The 19,264-nt window shown below is 59.4% G+C and carries 16 protein-coding genes; 13 read left to right on the forward strand and 3 right to left on the reverse strand.

The genetic code is table 11. The features are described from left to right. Window positions 1-43 precede the first annotated feature (43 nt). Genes GOV87_RS10365 through GOV87_RS10385 form a run of 5 tightly spaced genes read left to right on the forward strand, consistent with a single transcriptional unit; the run spans window position 44 to window position 6,530 of the window. On the forward strand, window positions 44-2,500 hold the full coding sequence (locus GOV87_RS10365) for an FAD-dependent oxidoreductase (RefSeq protein WP_171211703.1): 2,457 nt from the start codon (window positions 44-46) through the stop codon (window positions 2,498-2,500). Continuing rightward, complete coding sequence (locus GOV87_RS10370; RefSeq protein WP_254447351.1) at window positions 2,497-3,579, forward strand: alcohol dehydrogenase family protein; 1,083 nt, start codon at window positions 2,497-2,499, stop codon at window positions 3,577-3,579. Before GOV87_RS10365 ends, GOV87_RS10370 begins: the two co-directional genes overlap by 4 nt. Continuing rightward, window positions 3,576-4,151, forward strand: a complete 576-nt coding sequence (locus tag GOV87_RS10375; protein ID WP_171122780.1) for a dimethylsulfonioproprionate lyase family protein — start codon at window positions 3,576-3,578, stop codon at window positions 4,149-4,151. The genes GOV87_RS10370 and GOV87_RS10375 overlap by 4 nt, the downstream gene beginning before the upstream one ends. Beyond that, on the forward strand, window positions 4,148-5,251 hold the full coding sequence (locus tag GOV87_RS10380) for a mandelate racemase/muconate lactonizing enzyme family protein (protein ID WP_171211704.1): 1,104 nt from the start codon (window positions 4,148-4,150) through the stop codon (window positions 5,249-5,251). The genes GOV87_RS10375 and GOV87_RS10380 overlap by 4 nt, the downstream gene beginning before the upstream one ends. A 1-nt stretch (window position 5,252) precedes the next feature. After that, window positions 5,253-6,530 (forward strand): aspartate aminotransferase family protein, encoded by a 1,278-nt coding sequence (locus tag GOV87_RS10385; RefSeq protein WP_171211705.1) that lies wholly within the window; start codon window positions 5,253-5,255, stop codon window positions 6,528-6,530. Window positions 6,531-6,762: 232 nt separating this feature from the next. Here the strand turns inward: GOV87_RS10385 and hemC are convergent, their stop codons facing one another. Further along, the gene (gene hemC / locus GOV87_RS10390; protein WP_171124278.1) at window positions 6,763-7,722 is read right to left on the reverse strand and encodes a hydroxymethylbilane synthase; all 960 of its coding nucleotides are present in this window, start codon (window positions 7,720-7,722) and stop codon (window positions 6,763-6,765) included. Between the two features lie 106 nt (window positions 7,723-7,828). Between hemC and hemE the strand changes: the two genes are divergently transcribed. Beyond that, on the forward strand, window positions 7,829-8,863 hold the full coding sequence (gene hemE, locus GOV87_RS10395; protein WP_171211706.1) for a uroporphyrinogen decarboxylase: 1,035 nt from the start codon (window positions 7,829-7,831) through the stop codon (window positions 8,861-8,863). Window positions 8,864-8,945: 82 nt separating this feature from the next. On the opposite strand, the gene GOV87_RS10400 is transcribed toward hemE, so the two are convergent. Beyond that, window positions 8,946-10,034, reverse strand: coding sequence for a CaiB/BaiF CoA-transferase family protein (locus tag GOV87_RS10400; protein ID WP_171211707.1), 1,089 nt, complete (start codon window positions 10,032-10,034; stop codon window positions 8,946-8,948). 123 nt (window positions 10,035-10,157) lie between these two features. Between GOV87_RS10400 and GOV87_RS10405 the strand changes: the two genes are divergently transcribed. From GOV87_RS10405 to uvrC, 7 genes are all read left to right on the forward strand, one after another. Further along, window positions 10,158-11,423 (forward strand): TAXI family TRAP transporter solute-binding subunit, encoded by a 1,266-nt coding sequence (locus GOV87_RS10405; RefSeq protein ID WP_171124285.1) that lies wholly within the window; start codon window positions 10,158-10,160, stop codon window positions 11,421-11,423. A 100-nt stretch (window positions 11,424-11,523) separates the two neighbouring features. Further along, window positions 11,524-12,453 (forward strand): ABC transporter ATP-binding protein, encoded by a 930-nt coding sequence (locus GOV87_RS10410; protein ID WP_171211708.1) that lies wholly within the window; start codon window positions 11,524-11,526, stop codon window positions 12,451-12,453. Then, on the forward strand, window positions 12,450-13,211 hold the full coding sequence (locus GOV87_RS10415) for an ABC transporter permease (RefSeq protein ID WP_171124289.1): 762 nt from the start codon (window positions 12,450-12,452) through the stop codon (window positions 13,209-13,211). Before GOV87_RS10410 ends, GOV87_RS10415 begins: the two co-directional genes overlap by 4 nt. 113 nt (window positions 13,212-13,324) lie before the next feature. Then, the gene (locus tag GOV87_RS10420; RefSeq protein ID WP_171211709.1) at window positions 13,325-14,122 is read left to right on the forward strand and encodes a S49 family peptidase; all 798 of its coding nucleotides are present in this window, start codon (window positions 13,325-13,327) and stop codon (window positions 14,120-14,122) included. A gap of 168 nt (window positions 14,123-14,290) precedes the next feature. Next, window positions 14,291-15,253 (forward strand): calcium/sodium antiporter, encoded by a 963-nt coding sequence (locus GOV87_RS10425; protein WP_171211710.1) that lies wholly within the window; start codon window positions 14,291-14,293, stop codon window positions 15,251-15,253. Window positions 15,254-15,274: 21 nt separating this feature from the next. After that, window positions 15,275-16,054, forward strand: a complete 780-nt coding sequence (locus GOV87_RS10430; RefSeq protein WP_171211711.1) for an SDR family oxidoreductase — start codon at window positions 15,275-15,277, stop codon at window positions 16,052-16,054. Between the two features lie 290 nt (window positions 16,055-16,344). Beyond that, entirely contained in the window at window positions 16,345-18,219 is a 1,875-nt protein-coding gene (uvrC, locus tag GOV87_RS10435; RefSeq protein WP_171211855.1) for an excinuclease ABC subunit UvrC, read from the forward strand. Here the strand turns inward: uvrC and GOV87_RS10440 are convergent. Further along, complete coding sequence (locus GOV87_RS10440) at window positions 18,216-19,100, reverse strand: DMT family transporter (protein ID WP_171211712.1); 885 nt, start codon at window positions 19,098-19,100, stop codon at window positions 18,216-18,218. The genes uvrC and GOV87_RS10440 overlap by 4 nt on opposite strands. Between the last annotated feature and the right edge of the window lie 164 nt (window positions 19,101-19,264).

Below are 19,264 nucleotides of genomic sequence, written 5' to 3' on the forward strand. Positions count from 1 at the left end.
TTAGCCTGTCGAGCAGAAAAGCGACTCGGGAAGAGGAAATGTCATGTCCGAGAAGAAATTGCCCACCCACGCCCGCGTGGTCATCGTTGGAGGCGGCGTCATGGGGGTCGGTCTAGCCTATCATCTGGCGCATGAAGGCTGGGGCGAGGATACCGTCCTGCTGGAAAAGGCCGAACTGACCAGCGGCAGCACATGGCACGCGGCGGGTCAGATCACGCATTCGACCTCAAGCTTTGGGCTGGGCAAATGCGTGGATTACAATATCGGTTTGTACTCCGGTGCTTTGGAAGCCGAGACCGGCCAGCCGGTGACATGGCATGGCTGCGGCTCGTTCCGTCTGGCCTATACCGAGGATGAGATGGACTGGCTGCGCCACACGCTGTCGGTGGGTCGCTCGCTGGGGTTCAATATTGAACTGGTTGGCCCAGAGAAGGTGGCCGAGCTGCACCCGTTTTATAACTTGGACGGTGTTCTGGGCGCGCTGCACACGCCCGATGACGGCCATGTGGACCCAACCAATGTGACCATGGCGATGGCCACGGGCGCGCGCCAAAAGAGCGTCCGCATCTTCCGCAACTGTCGCGCCACCAACATCACGCAGGCCGAGAATGGCGAATGGGTGGTTGAAACCGAAATGGGCACCATCACCTGCGAGCATGTGGTGAACGCGGGCGGCACCTATGCGCGTCAGATGGGCGAATGGTCCGGGCTGCAACTGCCGATGACCTCGATGACACACCATTACTTCGTGACCGAGCCGGTGCCCGAGTTCCAGAATCTGGACAAGGAATTGCCGGTTATCCGCGATGACCGCAAAGTCTCGGGCTATATCCGCATGGAGCAAAACCGGGGCTTGATCGGGATTTATGAAAAAGAAAACCCGAACTCGGTTTGGCACGATCATTGCCCATGGGAATATGAAAACTGGCTGTTCGACGCGGATTACGACCGGGTGATGCCGTGGCTTGAGGAAAGCCTGAACAGGATGCCGATCTTTGCCGAGTTGGGCATTCAGCGCGATGTGCATGGGGCGATTTCGCACCCACCCGATGGTAATCCTTTGATCGGGCCTGCACCGGGCGTGCGGAATTACTGGTGCTGCTGCGGCACCCAGATCGGCATTGGCTGGGGGCCGGGCCTGACGCGTGAGTTGGCGCGCTGGATGGTGCATGGGGCCGCCGATATCTCTATGCGCGAGTTCGATCCGCGCCGGTTCGGCAGCTATGCCACGAAGGACTGGCAGGTGATCAAGGCCGAGGAAGATTACTGCCTGCGCCACGAAATCCCTTTTCCGCATTTCAACCGGCTCCAGGGGCGCCCGATCAAACCGTCGCCTTTGTATGATCTGCTGAACTCCAAGGGCGCGGTCCATGAGGAGGTCTATGGGTTTGAACGCCCCCGCTGGTTCGCGCGTGATGGGGTGGAACAGCGTGACCACTATTCCTTCCGCCGAACCCCCGCCGATGACATGGTCGCAGCCGAGGTCAAAGCGGTGCGCGAACGCGTCGGCATCATGGATGTGACCGCCTTTACCAAGATCGAGGTTTCAGGACCGGACGCCTATGCGTTGCTGGATCGGCTGACCGCCAACCGGATGCCGCAAAAGGTCGGCTCGATCACGCTGACCCATATGCTGAACCGCCGTGGCCGGATCGAGTTGGAGACAACCATCGTCCGAATGGCCGAGGATCGCTTTTATCTGGTCTGCGCGGCCTTCTTCGAACAACGCCTGCTGGACCATATGACGCAACAGCGTGTGGATGAGGATGTGCAGATCAACGCTTTGTCCGCTGACTGGTCTGCCTTGTCACTGAACGGCCCCCGATCGCGGGATGTGCTGGCGCGGTGCACCGATGCCGATCTGACCAATGCCGGGTTCCGTTGGCTCTCGGCGCAGGAAATCGACATCGCGGGTCACAAGGTCTGGGCTTTCCGCATGTCCTATGCCGGGGAACTGGGCTGGGAGTTGCACATGCCAAACGCCGCCTGTTTGGACGTTTACTCGGCGCTTTGGGCCGCCGGAGAACCGCACGGCATCGCCGACTATGGTAGCTTTGCCATGAATGTGATGCGGATGGAGAAGGGCTTCAAAGGCGCAGGCGAGCTGACCAATGAGGTCACTCTGGCCGAGGCCGATGTGCTGCGCTTTGCGCGCACCGACAAGGAGTATCTGGGCAAAGACAAGACCCTGAACAGCGACCTGCCGTGGGTTTGCGCTTATCTGGAGATTGAACCGGATGGTGAGATCGACGGCCATGGCGGCGAGGCGGTGATGCTGGATGGCCGCGTCGTCGGCTCGATCGCATCGGTGGCCTATGGGCATACCGTCGGCAAGATCCTCGCCTTCGCTTACGTCAAACCCGAGGCCGCCACACCCGGCACAGCCTTGCAGGTCGTGATCCACGGCCGACCCCGCGTGGCCTGCGTGCTGGATGAACCGGCTTACGATCCCCAAAGCTTTTTGCCACGCACTGACACCGTACTGGAGGCCGCGCAATGACCCTGCCCGATACAATGAAAGCCATGGTCACGATGGGTCATGGCGGATTAGAACAAATGGTGTTGCACCCCAACTGGCCCCGCCCCGAACCGGCCGCCAATGAAGTGCTGATCAAGGTCGCCGCCTGCGGTCTGAACAACACGGACGTCAATACGCGGTCGGGCTGGTATTCCAAGACCGTCACTGACGCGACCACCGGAGGCGCGTTTGAAGAGGTAGGCGAAGAAGACCCCACCTGGGGAGGCAACCCGATCACCTTCCCACGCATCCAAGGAGCTGATATCTGTGGCCATATCGTCGCCGTAGGCGAAGGCGTCGACCCGGCCCGCATCGGTCAGCGTGTAATCACAGATGGCTGGTTGCGCGACCCGGATGATCCCGGAAACAAGGACAAAACCGGCTACTACGGCTCGGAACGGGACGGAGGGTTTGCGGAATACGCCACCACTCTGGCGGTGAATGCCGTGCCGATCACGTCCGATCTGTCGGATGCAGAACTGGCAACGTTTTCCTGCTCCTACTCGACCGCCGAGGGGATGCTGACCCGCGCCAATGTCACCGACAATGACACCGTTCTGGTGCCCGGAGCCTCGGGCGGTGTCGGAGGCGCATTGGTGCAACTGGCCAAACGGCGCGGCGCACGGGTGATTGCACTGGCATCCGAGGCGAAACACGCCGACGTCGCCGCACTTGGCCCGGACAAAATCCTGCCGCGCGCGCCCGATAACTTGCGTGCGGCGCTGGGGGACGAAAAAATCACTGTGGTCGCCGATGTGGTCGGTGGCCCCTATTGGTCCAACCTGATCGACATCCTTGAACGTGGCGGGCGCTATACCTGTTCCGGTGCCATCGCAGGGCCAATGGTGGATTTTGACCTGCGCACCTTCTATTTGCGCGACCTGACCTTCACCGGCTCGACCGTCATCGACCCGCAGGTGATGCAGAACCTCGTCAAATATATCGAGGCAGGTCAGATCAAACCGGCCCTTGCCGCGACCTATCCGCTGGAAGAACTGCGCGAGGCGCAGGCCGCGTTCATCGCGAAACAACACACTGGAAACATTGTGGTGATCCCATGACCATGGATGATGTCCTCGAAGCCGCGTGGCGGTTGCATTACACGCATCCCGATCTGGCTGCGTTCGGAGATTGGCCCGACGACCTGTTTGCCGCTGATGTGCCGCCAAACGCAATTCCGGCGGTTCCCCTGGTGCAGGCAATCCGGCCCGACGCCGGGCCGACCCTAGCCCTGACTGAGGCAATTCGCGCAACCGCACATCTGGCCAACTGGAAACAGACCTATACTGAAGACGAAGTCGGAGCCGATTTTCTGAATCGCTATGGATATTACGAGCTGTTCGGTCCAACCGGCCATTTCTACTCGGCGCAACTGCGCGGCTATGTGGCCTATTGGGGTGACGGGCTGAACTATGATTGGCACAGCCACAAGGCCGAAGAACTGTACCTGATCGCCGCTGGCCGCGCGCGGTTTCGCGTTCAAGGAAATGAGGCCGACCTAACCCCCAATCAAACCCGCTTGCATGCCAGTTGGCAGAGCCATGCCATGATCACCACCGACAGCCCGATCCTGACCTATGTGTTGTGGCGCGGCGAAGGCTTGGACGATCTGCCCCAGATGGACGCCGCATGAAGATTACCAAACTCATCCTCTGGTCCGTCGACCTCAGCAGCCATGAAACGTACCGCATGGCCGAAGGCAAAACCTGCGCCACGGTCAAAACCCATGTCCTGTGCCTAATCACAGATACTGGCCTGCAAGGGTGGGGTGAGGTTTGCCCGATCCCCCACTACCTTCCGGCCTATGCCGATGGTGTTCCCGCCGCGATTACTGAAATGGCCCCGGAAATCCTCGGGATGTCACCTTTCGGGGCGGACGCGCCCATGCGCAAGCTTGATGGGTTTTTGCCAGGTCATCGCTACGCCAAGTCCGCCGTCGATCTGGCGCTGTGGGATTTGTTCGGCCAAGCCACGGGCCAACCGGTCTATGCGCTGTTGGGCGGGCGCACGCGCAAGGACATGCCGCTTTATCACTCGATCACCTGCGTTGCTCCGGATGAGATGGCCCGCATCGCGCAAGTCGCCTATCAGACAGGCATTCGCCAGTTTCAGGTCAAACTTGGGGTCGAAGCCGATTGGCAGGCCGACGCTGAACGCCTGATCAAAGTGCGCGAGGCCGTGGGGCAGGGCCCTATCGTCTATGGCGACTGGAACTGCGGCGCATCGCGTCTTCAGGCCACACGCACGGGCCGCGCGGTGGCGCATCTGGATGTGATGCTGGAACAGCCCTGCAAAACGCTGGAAGATTGTGCTGCCGTCCGGCAAGCCACTGGCCTGCCGATGAAGATCGACGAGAACGCACATGATCTGGCCTCGCTGCTGCGGGCGCATGAACTTGGCTGCATGGATGCGGTGGCGTTAAAACTATCTAAGTTCGGCGGTCTGTCGGCCATGCGCCGAGCACGGGACCTGACCGTATATCTGGGGGCCGAAATCTGCGCCGAGTGCACATGGGGGTCCGATATCGTCACCGCGGCCGCGCTGCATTTCGCGGCCTCGACCCCGCAGGGATCGCTGATGAACACCTGTGATCTGTCCTCTTACGTGGCGCCACGCCTTTGCCCCGATGCGCCCAGCCGCAAAGACGGCCGCATTGCTCCGCCTGAAGGACACGGTTTGGGCGTGACGCCCGACCCGGATATCCTTGGCGCCCCGATATTGGAGATTGCCTGAGATGCTCAAGATCAACACCCAATCCGAATGGATCGCCCGTGCGAATGAGGTCTTGCCCGCTGGGGGTTTTGGCAATTTCGACCCCGGCATCATTATCGCACGTGGCGAGGGCAGCCACGTCTGGGATGAGGACGGCAATGAATACATCGACTATCTGATCGGGTCCGGCCCGATGCTGCTGGGCCACGGCCACCCCGAAGTGATGGAAGCGGTACTGGAACAACTGCCCAAGGGCATGACCTTCTTTGCCAATAACGCCAAGGGTATCGAACTGGCTGAGGCTATTGTCGATGCGGTGCCGTGCTGCGAACAGGTGCGTTTTGTGGCCTCGGGTGGCGAGGCCGACATGTACGCCATCCGTCTGGCCCGCGCCTATACCGGGCGTGACAAGATTCTGAAATTTGAAGGGGGCTATCATGGCATGAGCGCCGAGGCGCAGATGAGCCTTGCCCCCAGCCGTCGGGTCAACTTTCCGCAAGCGGTGCCTGACAGCGCCGGGATACCTGCGGGGGTGGCCGAGCAGATGCTGATTGCGCCGTTCAACGACCTTGAGGCCGTCGCGGCCCTGCTGAATGAGCATGACGATATCGCTGCGATCATGGTCGAACCCTTGCAGCGGATCATCCCGCCCTTGCCCGGATACCTGCAAGGGCTGCGCGACTTGTGTGACAAGCACAACGTCCTGCTGATCTTTGACGAGATCGTCACAGGGTTCCGTCTGGCCTATGGCGGCGCGCAGGAGAAATACGGCGTAACCCCCGATATCTGCACGCTGGGCAAGATCATCGGCGGAGGGTTCCCTTTGGCTGCGCTGGGTGCAAGCGCCGAGATCATGAAACATTTCGACAAGGATCAGGTTGGCGAGGACGGGTGGCTGATGCAGCTTGGGACCTTGTCGGGAAACCCGGTGGCCTCGGTCGCGGGCCTGAAAACGATGGAGGTTCTTCGGCGCGACGGCGTCTATGACCAACTGCGCGCAACGGGTGCAGTGTTGCAACAGATGCAGGGTACTGCCTTGGTCAAAGCCGGGATTCCGTTTCGGATTTGCGGCGACGAGACGTTGTTCGATATCTTTTTCACGGAAAACGATTGCCGCGATTACCGCAGCGCCAAGCATGATGATCCGCATCGTAACGTGATGTACAACAACAGCTTAAGGACGAGTGGGATCTTCAAGCCGCCGGGCAAGCTTTATCCTTCCTTGGCTGTGACGGAAGCGGACCTGCAACAGACCAAGCACGCGGTTGAAAAAGCGGTCCAGATGATTGCCAATGCTTGAACGGATTTAGTTTGGGCAAAGAAACAGGCCGCTGCCAGTTCATGACAGCGGCCCTGACTGATTGGATGTCCGGGGCTGCACCTCGCCCCCTCGAATACCACTTAAAAATACGGACAGACTTGCAAACTTTCGACTTTTTCGAGAGCAGCCCGACGTCTCAATCGGTGTATCTGTATGTTGTCAGCGTTTGGAAATGCGAGCAGTGAAGTAGTTCACATTGCGCAACTTTTTCTCAACTTCTCCAGTCGAAGAAGCCTGAACCCGCCTTCTGCAGCAGCGTTTCCGCCATGGCGTGGCCCATCTCGGGCCCATCGGCAACCGCACCGGTGATGTCTTCCGAGATGGCCTCGGACCCGTCCGGGCGCAGAACCTCACCTCGCAGGCGCAGGTGGCCGTCCTGTATTTCGGCAAGGCCAGCGATCGGCGTCTCGCACGAACCGTCCAGCGCAGCCAGTAGCGTGCGCTCTGCGATCAGGCGCTGGCCGGTTTCGGCGTGGTGGATGGCTTCGAGCATACAAGCTGCGCGGGAATCGTCGCTGCGGCGTTCGATACCGATAGTGCCCTGCGCAATGGCAGGCAGCATGTCCTCGGGCGCAATGGCGGTGGCAGGGACGTCGTCCATTTTCAGGCGGCGGATACCGGCCATGGCCAGAAAGGTGCAATCCGCCACGCCATCGGCCAGTTTCTTCAGCCGCGTTTGCACATTGCCGCGAAATTCAACCACGTTCAGGTCGGGGCGGCGGTTCAGCAACTGCGCCCGTCGGCGCAGGGATGAGGTGCCGACGGTGGCACCCTGCGGCAGGTCGTGAATGGTTGTCAGGCTGGGCGAGATGAACGCGTCGCGCACATCTTCACGCGGCAGGAAGGTGTCCAGCACCAGCCCTGCGGGCTGTTCCACTGGCATATCCTTGGTGGAATGCACCGCGATGTCGATATCGCCGCGCAGCATCGCCTCCTCGATCTCTTTGGTGAACAGGCCCTTGTTGCCGATCTCTTTCAACGGGCGGTCCGCGTCGATCATGGCGCGGTTGTCGCCGGTGGTTTTGATCACCACGATCTCGAACGCTTCATCCGGCAAGTCGAAAGCCGCGCCCAGTCGCTGCCGTGTCTCATAGGCTTGTGCCAGCGCCAGAGGTGATCCTCGGGTACCGATCTTGAGCGGCGAGTCGGGGGAGGGCAGGGTCAGTGTCATGCGCACAGCTTTAGTCGCGTCACATTGCCCTGACAATGGGGGCAGAGCTTGACAAATTGCCACTGAGGGCCGACCCGTGGCGCAAACCTGATGATTGGGGGCAGACATGGCCGAAACAAAGAAACTGCTGCGGGCGCTGGCGGGTGAGGTGCAGGATGTGCCGCCGATCTGGATGATGCGTCAGGCCGGGCGGTATCTGCCCGAATATCGCGCGACACGGGCGCAGGCAGGGGATTTCCTGTCGCTGTGTTATAACCCCGAACTGGCGGCCGAGGTAACGTTGCAACCAATTCGCCGCTATGGGTTCGATGCGGCGATCTTGTTTGCCGATATCCTGCTGGTACCGCAGGCGCTGGGCGCGGATTTGTGGTTCGTGACCGGCGAGGGACCGCGCCTGTCGACCATCACCCAGCAGGCCGAGTTTGACGCTTTGAAGCCCATGGATGCGATTCACGAGACTTTGTCTCCAGTCTATGAGACCGTGCGTATCCTGTCGCGGGAATTGCCGTCCGAGACAACGTTGATCGGGTTTGCAGGCGCGCCCTGGACGGTGGCGACCTATATGATCGCCGGGCGCGGCACGCCGGATCAGGGCCCGGCCCATGCGCTGCGCGAAGGGAATGTGGCATTGTTCGAGGCGTTGCTGGAGCGGATCACGCTGGCGACGATCGAATACCTCTCGGCCCAGATCGAGGCAGGGGCCGAGGTGGTCAAGATCTTTGACAGCTGGGCCGGGTCGTTGAAGGAGGACGCGTTCCAGAAATACGCCGTTGAGCCGTGCCGGGTCATCACTCAGGCCATCAAGGCGCGCCATCCCGGCATTCCGGTGATCGGTTTCCCGCGTGAGGCCGGTGAAGGCTATGTCGGGTTTGCGAAGGCGACCGGAGTGGATTGTGTGGCGCTGGATAACTCGGTCGCGCCGGATTGGGCGGCGGCCCACATGCAGGTGGATGGCTGTGTTCAAGGCAATCTGGCCTCGTCCCATATGGTGACGGGTGGGCAGGCTTTGGTGGATGAAACGCGCAAGATCGTTGAGGCGTTTTCAAAGGGACCGCATATTTTCAACCTTGGGCATGGGATCACGCCGGATGCCGACCCCGAGAACGTGCAATTGATGATTGATACTGTGCGATCGCGGTAAGCTGGTTGAAGGGGGCCAGCCCCCTTCTTGGCCTGCGGCCAATTCATCCCCCGGGATATTCATAGCCAGGTGAAGGGGCGGATCAGCGCTTTGGGTTGAGTTCGTCCAGAATTTCCGAGCGGTGTTCGCCGCGCAATGGGCTGGGCTTTGGTTGCCATGCGTGGTTTGAAAAGCGCGGCGCGGCGGCGGCCTGGAGGGTTCCGTCGATGTTCTGCCATGTCTGGCGCGCGTTGTTCATGGGATGGGAATGTGCCTGTTTGGGGCTAAGCGCGGGGGCGACGCAGGCGTCGGTGTCGTGGAAAAGCATCGCCCAATGATCGCGGGGGTGTCGAGAGAAGATTTCGGATAGGCGCGCGGTGAGCAGTGGCCACAGTTTTGGGTCGTATTGTTTAGTGAAGTCAGGATCCTGTGACAGGCCCAATTTATTGAGGAACTCAGCGTAGAATTTTGGCTCGAGGCATTGCACGGTGATGAACCCGCCGTCGGCGCAGGTATAGGTGCGGCTCCAATGAGGGCCGTCCAGCAGGCTTTGGCCCCGCGTTTCCGACAGGTTGCCGGTTTGACGCATGCTCATGAGCAGGTTCATCATATGCGCCGAGCCGTCATAGATGGCGGCATCGACGACGGTACCCTGACCTGTGCGCTGTGCATTGATCAGGCCAGCCATTATGCCTGCGACAAGGTACATCGCGCCGCCCCCGATATCGCCCACCAATGTTGCCGGTGTCTGTGGGGCTTGCCCTGCTGCCGAGGCGTACCAGAGCGCGCCGGACATCGCGATATAGTTCAGGTCGTGGCCCGCCCTGTCCGAAAGGGGGCTGTCCTGCCCCCAGCCCGTCATGCGGCCATAGACCAGTTTGGGGTTGAGGGAGTGGCAGGTTTCGGGTCCGAGGCCGAGTTTTTCCATCACGCCGGGGCGGAAGCCTTCGATCAGGGCGTCGGCGGATGAGGTCAGGCGCTTGGCGATCTCAAGATCGGCGTCATCCTTGAGGTTCAGGTCTATGGACCGTTTGCCGCGATCCAGCACGGAACTCTCAGGCATTCCGGGGGTGGTGGGCTGGCCCTTGCGATGGATGGTTATGACATCTGCGCCCAGGTCGGCCAGCATCATGGCCGCGAACGGGCCGGGGCCCAAGCCCTCGACTTCGATGATCCGGATTCCGTTCAGCATTGTGGCCCTCCTTTTCAGGCAGGGTTTCGAGGCTTTGCGGGAATTGCAAGGCCGGATTCTGATGGCTTGCAAGATGGTTACGTGACCACTAGCGTTTCCAGCGGGGATTGGAGAGAGGCTCGGATGCGGTTGTGGATCCTTTTCGGGAGCGTTCTTGCGCTGGCGGTTCTCGCCGGTGTTCTGTCGCGCCTGCATCCCCCTGGAACCATCGTATTGGCTGCGGGTCCCGCGGGTGGGGCCTATGAAACCGTAGCGCAGGACTATGCAGACATATTGGCGCGGGATGGCATCCGGCTTGAAATACTCGAAACGGCCGGATCGGTAGAGAATGCTGATCTGCTGAATAATGGCGAGGTGGATGCCGCTTTTCTGCAAGGTGGAATCAAGGTTGACCCAAACAGAGCCGAAGCTGTCGGTGCCGTATTCTTTGAGCCTGTTGTTTTTCTGGTGAACAAAGACGCGGCCATCCCGCGCAATCCTGCCCTTTGGTCCGGTTTGCGGATCAACAGTGGCGCACCAGGGTCAGGAACGGCGGCGGCGTTTCGTGATCTTGAACGGGCTGTGGGGCTGGCCGAGGACGCAAACGAACATTTCTCAATACCTTATGCCGAAGCTGCGGCTGCCCTGCTTGCGGGTGAACTGGATATCGCAGTCTATGTGGCCCCGATAGAAGCGCCCTATCTCAAGGCGGCCTATGAATCTCCGGGGCTGCGGGTGTTGGACCTGGCCCATGTACAGGCAATTTCCAGACGCCTGACCTATGCGACGGTGGTATCGGTGCCGGCCGGGGGAATGTCTTTGGACCCTGTGCTGCCGCCACGCGCTGTTGAGTTGGTCGCGATCGAGGCACGGTTGGTCGTGCGACCCGATCTGCATCCGGCTTTGGTCAACCGTCTGACGATGGCAGCGATCGAGTTGCACCAGGCAAGGGGCATTATCTCGGACCCGGGCGTTTTCCCGAACATTGACGGCACCGGCCTGAATGTCAGCAATACCGCGCGCCAATTGATCCTTGATGGCCCGTCCACCTGGCATAACTGGCTGCCTTATTGGATTGCCGCGCAGATCAACCGGGTTTTGCTGCTGTTGTTGCCGTTCTTTTTTATCGTGGTTCCGTTGATGCGGCTGCTGCCCTTCGCCTATGCTTATGCGATGCGCTGGCGTGTTTGGCAACATTACCCCGAAATCCGCGATATCGAGCTGGAATTGGCCAATGACCCAAGCGACGCCGAGTTGGACATGATGCAGGCGCATTTGAGTGAACTGGATGAGCGTCTGGCTGCGCTGCGGTTGCCGGCTGCTTATCGGCAGGGGCAATACGACGCTCGGTTGCACGTTGAGTTGATCCAGAAGCGAATAGCCGAATTGCGCAATGCCGGACCCGCTTGAGGCTGTTGGCGCGTACAAAAATGCGCAGGACCCTGTGCGAAATGGGCCTGTTCTGTGTCGGTTCGCCGGGGTAATGTCCCCGCCAGAACGGGGAAAGTGAATGACACCAATTCTGTCCATCAGGGACTTGCGCAAATCCTATGCCGACGGTTTCGAGGCGCTGAAGGGCGTCTCATTGGATATTGAAGAAGGTGAGATTCTTGCGCTGCTGGGGCCAAACGGAGCGGGCAAGACGACCCTGATTTCAACCGTTTGCGGGATCACGACCCCGACTTCCGGGTCGGTGACGGTAGGCGGGCATGATATCCAGACCGATTTTCGGGCCGCCCGTCGAATGATTGGGCTGGTTCCGCAAGAGATTGCGTTGGAGCCGTTCGAGAAAGTTTGGAATACGGTGCGGTTTTCGCGCGGGTTGTTCGGGTATGGTGCTGACAATTCTCGGATCGAGGAAATCCTGCGCAAGCTGTCCTTGTGGGACAAGCGCAAGAACGCGATCAAGGAATTGTCAGGCGGCATGAAGCGCCGCGTTCTGATCGCCAAGGCACTGGCGCATGAACCGCGGGTGTTGTTTCTGGACGAGCCCACAGCCGGTGTTGATGTTGAGCTGCGCAAAGACATGTGGGAGATCGTGGCCGAGCTGAAACAGGCAGGCGTCACCATCATTCTGACCACGCATTACATTGAAGAAGCCGAGGCCATCGCTGACCGCGTGGGGGTCATCGACAAGGGTGAATTGCTGCTGGTTCAGGACAAGAACACGCTTATGGCCCAGATGGGCAAGAAGCAGATCGAGGTCATGCTGACAGAACCCATTCAATCCATTCCCAAAGCCCTGGCCGAGCACAATCTGACTTTGAACGGAAACGGTGATGTGCTGATCTATACTTATGATATCCACGCCGACCGGACAGGCATCACCACCTTGCTGAATGACGTGGCCCAGGCGGGGTTGGTGTTGCGCGATGTACAGACCCGTCAGTCGAGCCTTGAGGAAATTTTTGTTAATCTAGTGTCCGGAGCCCCAGCATGAACTGGTCCGCCGTCGCCGCCATCTACCGGTTCGAAATGGCCCGGTTCTTTCGAACACTGGCGCAGAGCTTTCTGTCTCCGGTCCTGTCGACTTCGTTGTATTTCGTGGTTTTTGGCACCGCAATCGGCAGCCGTATCCAAGAGATCGAGGGCGTATCTTATGGTGCGTTCATCGTACCGGGGCTTATCATGCTGTCGGTAGTGATGCTGTCGATCTCGAACGCGTCCTTTGGGATTTATTTTCCCAAGTTTCTAGGCACGATATACGAACTGCTATCCGCCCCCGTGAACTTTATCGAGATTGTGATCGGCTACGTCGGAGCCGCCGCGACAAAGGCACTGTTCGTGGGGGTGGTGATCCTGATTACCGCCACGTTCTTTGTGGATCTAAGGATCGAACACCCTTTTGCGATGGTGTGGTTTCTGGTTCTGACCTGTCTCAGCTTTTCGCTGCTGGGGTTCATAATAGGCATCTGGGCCAGCAATTTTGAACAGATGTCACTGGTCCCACAATTGGTGGTGACGCCTCTTATCTTTCTGGGTGGTACGTTCTATTCGATTTCGATGCTGCCTCCAGTGTGGCAGACAATCACCCTGTTCAACCCGGTGGTTTATCTGATTTCCGGGTTCCGCTGGTCCTTCTATGGGCTTGCCGATGTTCCCATTGGGTTCAGCCTTTTGGCAATTTTGGTGTTCACCGGCATCTGTCTGGGCATCATCGGGTGGATTTTCAAAACAGGCTGGCGCATTCGCAGCTAGGCGATCCGTGGCGTTGCATTTTTGCCCGTCATGTGTGTGAATCTGGTTCACGTCGCGTTTTAGGCCCCAGCGGTCCCTTGTTTACCGGTTGGCTGCACTCTACATCGGCATCCATGAAACTCAGCCTGCCGTTTCTCAAAAAACAACCCAGCGTCGCTGTCGTGCGATTGTCCGGTGCCATCGGAATGGCCGGACGTGCGTCGATGTCTGATACTTCGCTTGCCCCGGTACTTGAGAAAGCCTTTCGCAAGGGAAAACCCTCTGCGGTGGCGCTTGAAATTAACTCGCCCGGAGGGTCACCGGTTCAAAGCTCGTTGATTGGCGCCCGCATACGGCGGCTGTCTGACGAACTGAATGTGCCGGTCATTGCGTTTGTCGAGGATGTTGCAGCCTCGGGTGGTTACTGGCTGGCAGCGGCAGCCGATGAAATCTATGCAGACGACAGTTCGGTTCTTGGCTCGATCGGGGTGATCTCGTCCGGGTTCGGGGCGCATGTGTTGCTGAAACGTCAGGGAATTGAACGTCGTGTCCACACGGCCGGGCAGTCAAAGTCCATGCTGGACCCGTTCTCTCCGGAAAAGAAAGAAGATGTCGCGCGGCTCGAAAGATTGCTGGCCGATATTCACGACAATTTCATCACCCATGTAAAAAACCGCCGGGGCGAAAAGTTGGATGAGAACGAGGACCTGTTCACCGGCGAGGTCTGGTTGGCCCGGCGCGCGCGGGAATTGGGGCTGATCGACGGTATCGCCCATCTTAAGCCAAAGATGCAGGAGCGTTTCGGCGACAAGGTAAAGTTCCGTCGATACGGCCTTCGCAAACCGCTGTGGTCTCGGTTCGGGGCGTCACTCGCCCAGGATGCGATTGCCGGCCTTGAGGAGCGCGCGGCCTACGCGCGTTTCGGTTTGTAACGTGATTATCAAGATCGTAACCCTTTTTCTGATTGCTATGGGTGTCCTGGCCATGTTCGGGAAACTGCGCTTTCCGGGACAGCAGAGGTTGCAGTCTTCAAGATGCCCGCGCTGCGGGCGGTTCAGGATCGGCAAAGGTCCTTGCGCCTGCGAAAAAGGAGGCCGTACATGACGGCATGGCTGCTTTCCGGCCTCGGGCTGCTGATCCTGCTGTTGGCGGGTGATGCGTTGGTGCGTGGTGCGGTGAACCTAAGCCTGCGTCTGGGCGTGCCCGCGCTGATCGTCAGTCTGACAATCGTGGCCTTTGGCACCTCGGCCCCCGAAATGCTGATTGCCATCAGCGCCATCAAGGAAAATGCGCCGGGGATCGCGCTGGGGAATGTGGTGGGGTCGAACACGGCCAATATCCTTTTAGTGCTGGGTCTGCCTGCGTTTTTGGCGACGCTGCACACCAGTGAATGCGACAGCCGCAAGAACTATGTCTTCATGTTGCTGGCCTCGGTTCTTTTCATCGGACTGGCCTTCTGTGGCATATTCAATTTGTACAGCGGTGCGATCCTGCTGGCCGCGCTTGGTCTTGTTCTGTGGAATGCGTTCCGCGAGGCCCACGCGCACCGCAAGGCCTGCGGCGAAGCCTGCGCCGACGATGAAGAGCTTGACGGGCTGGAAGAAGCCGACCCGGATATGCCTTATTGGAAGATCTCGATCTATTTGGTTCTGGGTCTGATCGGATTGCCGATGGGCGCGCACCTGCTGGTGGATAATGCGACCGTCATCGCGCGCACCTATGGCGTCAGCGAAACCGTCATCGGCCTGACATTGGTCGCGGTCGGGACCTCGCTGCCGGAATTGGCAACGACTGTCATGGCCGCCCTGCGCCGTCAGGCGGACGTTGCGTTAGGCAATGTGATCGGCTCGAACATGTTCAACCTGCTGGCCATCGTGGGCATCGCCACACTGGTCGGGCCTATTCCGGTTGATCAGGAATTCCTGCGGTTCGATCTGTGGGTCATGTTGGGCGCGTCGCTGTTGCTGATCCCGTTTGTGTTCTTCAAAAAAGACATCACGCGTGGGTGGGGACTGTTATTGACTCTGCTCTATGCGGTCTACGTCATCTCTTTGTTGGCGTGACTTGATTAAGAGGGAACACGTATGACCCGAGCGTTGGTAACCGGTGCAGGAATCCGCCTTGGCCGAGCCATGGCTTTGTATCTGGCCCAACGCGGGTATGATGTTGCTGTGCATTACGCGACTTCTGCCGATCCTGCCGCCGAAGTTGTATCCGAGGTTCAGGCCATGGGTCGCAAGGCCATCGCATTGCAGGCCGACCTGCTGGACGAGGCGCAGGTTCAGACGCTTTTGCCTCGCGCGGCTGAGGCTTTGGACGGGCCAATTACCTGTTTGGTCAACAACGCCTCGATCTTTGAATATGATAACATCCATACGGCGACCCGCGAAAGCTGGGATCGGCATCTGGACAGTAATCTGCGCGCGCCCTTCGTTCTGACTCAGGCAATGGCAGAGCAGGATCTGGAACCGGATACCGACGATGCGGGAGAGCCCGTGGCAGTTGGCCTGATCGTCAACATGGTTGATATGCGTGTCCGTAAACTGACGCCCGAGTTCATGTCCTACACCATTGCCAAGATGGGTCTTTGGGCGCTGACCCGCACGGCGGCGCAGGCCCTAACCCCCGCGATCCGCGTCAACGCGATCGGCCCCGGCCCGACGATGCAGGGCCACAGGCAAAGCGAAGATCACTTCAAGTCGCAGCGCGCTAATACCGTGCTTGAACGCGGCGCGAACCCATCTGATATCACCGCTGCGCTGGGATATTTTCTGGACGCGTATGCCGTGACCGGGCAGTTACTATGCGTCGATGGCGGGCAGCATCTTGGATGGCAAACTCCGGATGTTTTGGGGGTTGAATAGGCATCTTTGCCTCAAGTTTTGCACCGCTCGCATTTCCGTTACTTGCGCGTTACAAAATTGTCTTTTTTTTCATACACTTGCCATGTGTATGAAAAAATTACATTTAAAAACAGGTAGTTAATATAGCGCCTATTTTTTGTGCAAATCAAGGAATCCTTAATGAATCAAGGGAAAATCGAGACCCTTGGAAACTTATCTTCATAGTTATCCACAGAAACCGTGGATTTGTTTTCTCTTGAATTGAGACGCTTAAGATTGCAGCCATGGTCAGGGAATCATATTTCGGACTCATGACCACCCAGAACGAATCGAACCCCGACGGCCAAGCCACTGGATACAAATGTATACAGCGTTATGTGAAAACGCTGGACAGTTCTCCGGGCGTTTACAGGATGTTGGATGCGGACAGCCGGGTTCTGTACGTGGGCAAGGCGCGGAACCTGAAGGCGCGGGTGTCGAACTATACGCGCCCCGGCCATTCGGGGCGGATCGAGAAGATGATCGCCGCGACCGCCTCGATGATGTTTCTGACCACGCGGACCGAGACCGAGGCGCTGCTGCTGGAACAGAACCTGATCAAGCAGCTCAAGCCGAAATACAATGTGCTGCTGCGCGATGATAAGAGTTTTCCGAACATTCTGGTCGCCAAGGATCATGGGTTTCCGCAAATCAAGAAGCATCGTGGGGCGAAGAAAGAAAAGGGCGCCTATTTTGGCCCCTTCGCCAGTGCGGGTGCCGTTAACCGGACGCTGAACCAGCTGCAAAAGGCGTTCTTGCTGCGCAACTGCTCGGATTCCATGTTCGATAGCCGCACGCGGCCCTGTCTGCTGTTTCAGATCAAGCGCTGTTCGGGGCCGTGCGTTGGGCTGATCTCGGAAAGCGATTACGGCGAAAGCGTCAAGGATGCAGAACGCTTTCTGTCGGGCCGGTCGACCAAGGTGCAGGAAGAACTGGCTGAACAGATGATGGCCGCCTCCGAGGCGATGGAGTTCGAGCGCGCGGCCAGCCTGCGCGACCGTATCCGGGCGCTGACGCAGGTACAGACCTCCCAAGGCATCAACCCGCGCGGCGTGGCCGAGGCGGATGTGATTGGCCTCTATATGGAGAGCGGGCAGGCCTGTGTGCAGGTGTTCTTCATCCGCGCCAACCAGAACTGGGGGAACAAGGATTTCTACCCTCGGGTTGGCGCGGATGTGTCCCCGGCCGAGGTGATGGAGGCGTTCCTCGGTCAGTTCTACGACAACAAGGAGCCACCGCGTCAGTTGATCCTGTCGGACGGGATCGAAAACGCTGACCTGATGGAGCAAGCGCTGGCTGAGAAAGCCGGGCGTAAGGTGGAAATCCTCGTGCCGCAGCGTGGTGAGAAACAGGAACTGGTCGCCGGTGCCCTGCGTAACGCGCGTGAGTCGCTTGCCCGCCGCATGTCGGAAAGTGCTACACAGGCCAAGCTGCTGCGCGGTGTGGCCGAGGCGTTTGACCTGGACAGCCCGCCAAGCCGGATCGAGGTCTACGACAACTCACATATACAGGGCACCAATGCGGTGGGCGGGATGATCGTGGCGGGCCCCGAAGGGTTCATGAAAAACGCCTATCGCAAGTTCAACATCCGTGGGGATGATCTGACCCCCGGCGACGACTTTGGCATGATGAAAGAGGTCCTAACCCGCCGTTTCACCCGTTTGTTGAAAGAAGACCCGGATCGCGACAAGGGTATGTGGCCGGACCTGCTGCTTATCGACGGCGGCGCGGGGCAGGTCAACGCGGTGCATGAGATCATGGTCGAGCACGGCGTCGAAGACGTCCCGATGGTCGGCGTCGCCAAGGGCGTGGACCGCGACCACGGGAAAGAGGAATTCCACCGCATCGGCCAGCGCACCTTTGCGCTGAAACGCAACGATCCGGTGCTGTATTTCATCCAGCGCCTGCGGGATGAGGCGCATAGATTCGCCATCGGCACCCATCGTGCGAAACGTGCCAAGGCGGTGGGGGCGACGCCTCTGGACGAAATCCCCGGCGTCGGGGCGGCGCGTAAACGCGCGTTGCTAACTCATTTCGGCAGCGCCAAGGCGGTCAGCCGGGCCAACCTGGCGGATTTGAAAGCGGTTGAGGGGATCTCAGCCGGGTTGGCGCAGAAGGTCTATGATTTCTTCCATGACAAGGGCTAGGCTCGCCGTCCGCGCCACAGGATATAGAGGCCCGAGGCCACGATCAGCGCCGACCCGATCCACATGGTCTGGTCCAGCCGCTCACCAAACATGACCACGCCCAGCCCGATCCCGAACAACAGCCGGGAATAGCGGAAGGGCGTGACGGATGAGACCTCGCCTGTGCGCATCGCCTTCATCAGCGAGGCATAAGCCAAGACGCCCATCACGATTGCGCCTGTCATGTGCAGGCTGACATGCGGGGTAAGGGGCTGTATCGGTGTCCCCTCCCAAAACCGATAGGCCAGCCCGGCGATGATGATGCAGAGGAAACCGTAGAACCCCAGCACCTCGGTCCCCAGAGACGCAGGCGCGGCGCGGCTGGCCAGATCACGGCCCGCGAACCCCAGCATCCCCAGCACCGCAAGGATGGACAGGGGCGAAAAGCTGTCTCCGGTCGGTTGAATGATGATCACGACGCCGATCAGGCCGACCAGAATGGCGCTCCACCTCCGCCAGCCGACGGTTTCGCCAAAGACCAGCGCGGCCCCCGCGACAACGACCAGAGGCGTGGCTTGCAAGATCACCGTGGCGGATGAAAGCGGCGTCAGTGCGATGGCTAGCACATAGAACAGCCGCCCCAGAATTTCGAACACCACACGTACTTTCATGGGGCGCGACAGCACATCGGCCTGAAACAGCCGCGTGCCACGCAGCAGGGCCACCGCCGCATAGATCACCGCACCGCCTGCGCCAAACAGCACCAGCACCTGCCAGATCGGAATCGCCGCCGAGGCGGCCTTGATCAGCGCATCCTCTAGCGCGAACAGCGCCATCGCTGCGATCATCCACGCGCTGCCGATCAGGTTGGATCGGGGATCGGTTTGAATGTGCTGTGTCATGTTTTGCTCTGTCTGGACCGCGCGCCAATCTGACCGCAAAGCCCCCGCGCGCCAAGCCGCGCATTCGGGGTTGCGACCCTTTGACCCCGGGCGCCACAACTACCTGTGATCGGGTCAGATTTTCGATGGGCCACCTTTTATGTCCTGAACCGGCGATGTAGGGT

This window comes from Ruegeria sp. HKCCA5426, from assembly GCF_013034585.1.
Classification (GTDB): domain Bacteria; phylum Pseudomonadota; class Alphaproteobacteria; order Rhodobacterales; family Rhodobacteraceae; genus Ruegeria.

Excerpts from the sequence above, each read along its gene's own strand:
- hemE (WP_171211706.1), top strand. The coding sequence starts at position 7,829 with ATGGCCGAAACAAAGAAACTGCTGCGGGCGCTGGCGGGTGAGGTGCAG.
- GOV87_RS10420 (WP_171211709.1), top strand. The coding sequence starts at position 13,325 with ATGAAACTCAGCCTGCCGTTTCTCAAAAAACAACCCAGCGTCGCTGTC.
- GOV87_RS10385 (WP_171211705.1), top strand. The coding sequence starts at position 5,253 with ATGCTCAAGATCAACACCCAATCCGAATGGATCGCCCGTGCGAATGAG.
- GOV87_RS10365 (WP_171211703.1), top strand. The coding sequence starts at position 44 with ATGTCCGAGAAGAAATTGCCCACCCACGCCCGCGTGGTCATCGTTGGA.
- GOV87_RS10370 (WP_254447351.1), top strand. The coding sequence starts at position 2,497 with ATGACCCTGCCCGATACAATGAAAGCCATGGTCACGATGGGTCATGGC.
- GOV87_RS10425 (WP_171211710.1), top strand. The coding sequence starts at position 14,291 with ATGACGGCATGGCTGCTTTCCGGCCTCGGGCTGCTGATCCTGCTGTTG.
- GOV87_RS10400 (WP_171211707.1), bottom strand. The coding sequence starts at position 10,034 with ATGCTGAACGGAATCCGGATCATCGAAGTCGAGGGCTTGGGCCCCGGC.
- GOV87_RS10405 (WP_171124285.1), top strand. The coding sequence starts at position 10,158 with ATGCGGTTGTGGATCCTTTTCGGGAGCGTTCTTGCGCTGGCGGTTCTC.
- GOV87_RS10440 (WP_171211712.1), bottom strand. The coding sequence starts at position 19,100 with ATGACACAGCACATTCAAACCGATCCCCGATCCAACCTGATCGGCAGC.
- GOV87_RS10380 (WP_171211704.1), top strand. The coding sequence starts at position 4,148 with ATGAAGATTACCAAACTCATCCTCTGGTCCGTCGACCTCAGCAGCCAT.
- GOV87_RS10410 (WP_171211708.1), top strand. The coding sequence starts at position 11,524 with ATGACACCAATTCTGTCCATCAGGGACTTGCGCAAATCCTATGCCGAC.
- GOV87_RS10375 (WP_171122780.1), top strand. The coding sequence starts at position 3,576 with ATGACCATGGATGATGTCCTCGAAGCCGCGTGGCGGTTGCATTACACG.
- uvrC (WP_171211855.1), top strand. The coding sequence starts at position 16,345 with ATGACCACCCAGAACGAATCGAACCCCGACGGCCAAGCCACTGGATAC.
- GOV87_RS10430 (WP_171211711.1), top strand. The coding sequence starts at position 15,275 with ATGACCCGAGCGTTGGTAACCGGTGCAGGAATCCGCCTTGGCCGAGCC.
- GOV87_RS10415 (WP_171124289.1), top strand. The coding sequence starts at position 12,450 with ATGAACTGGTCCGCCGTCGCCGCCATCTACCGGTTCGAAATGGCCCGG.
- hemC (WP_171124278.1), bottom strand. The coding sequence starts at position 7,722 with ATGACACTGACCCTGCCCTCCCCCGACTCGCCGCTCAAGATCGGTACC.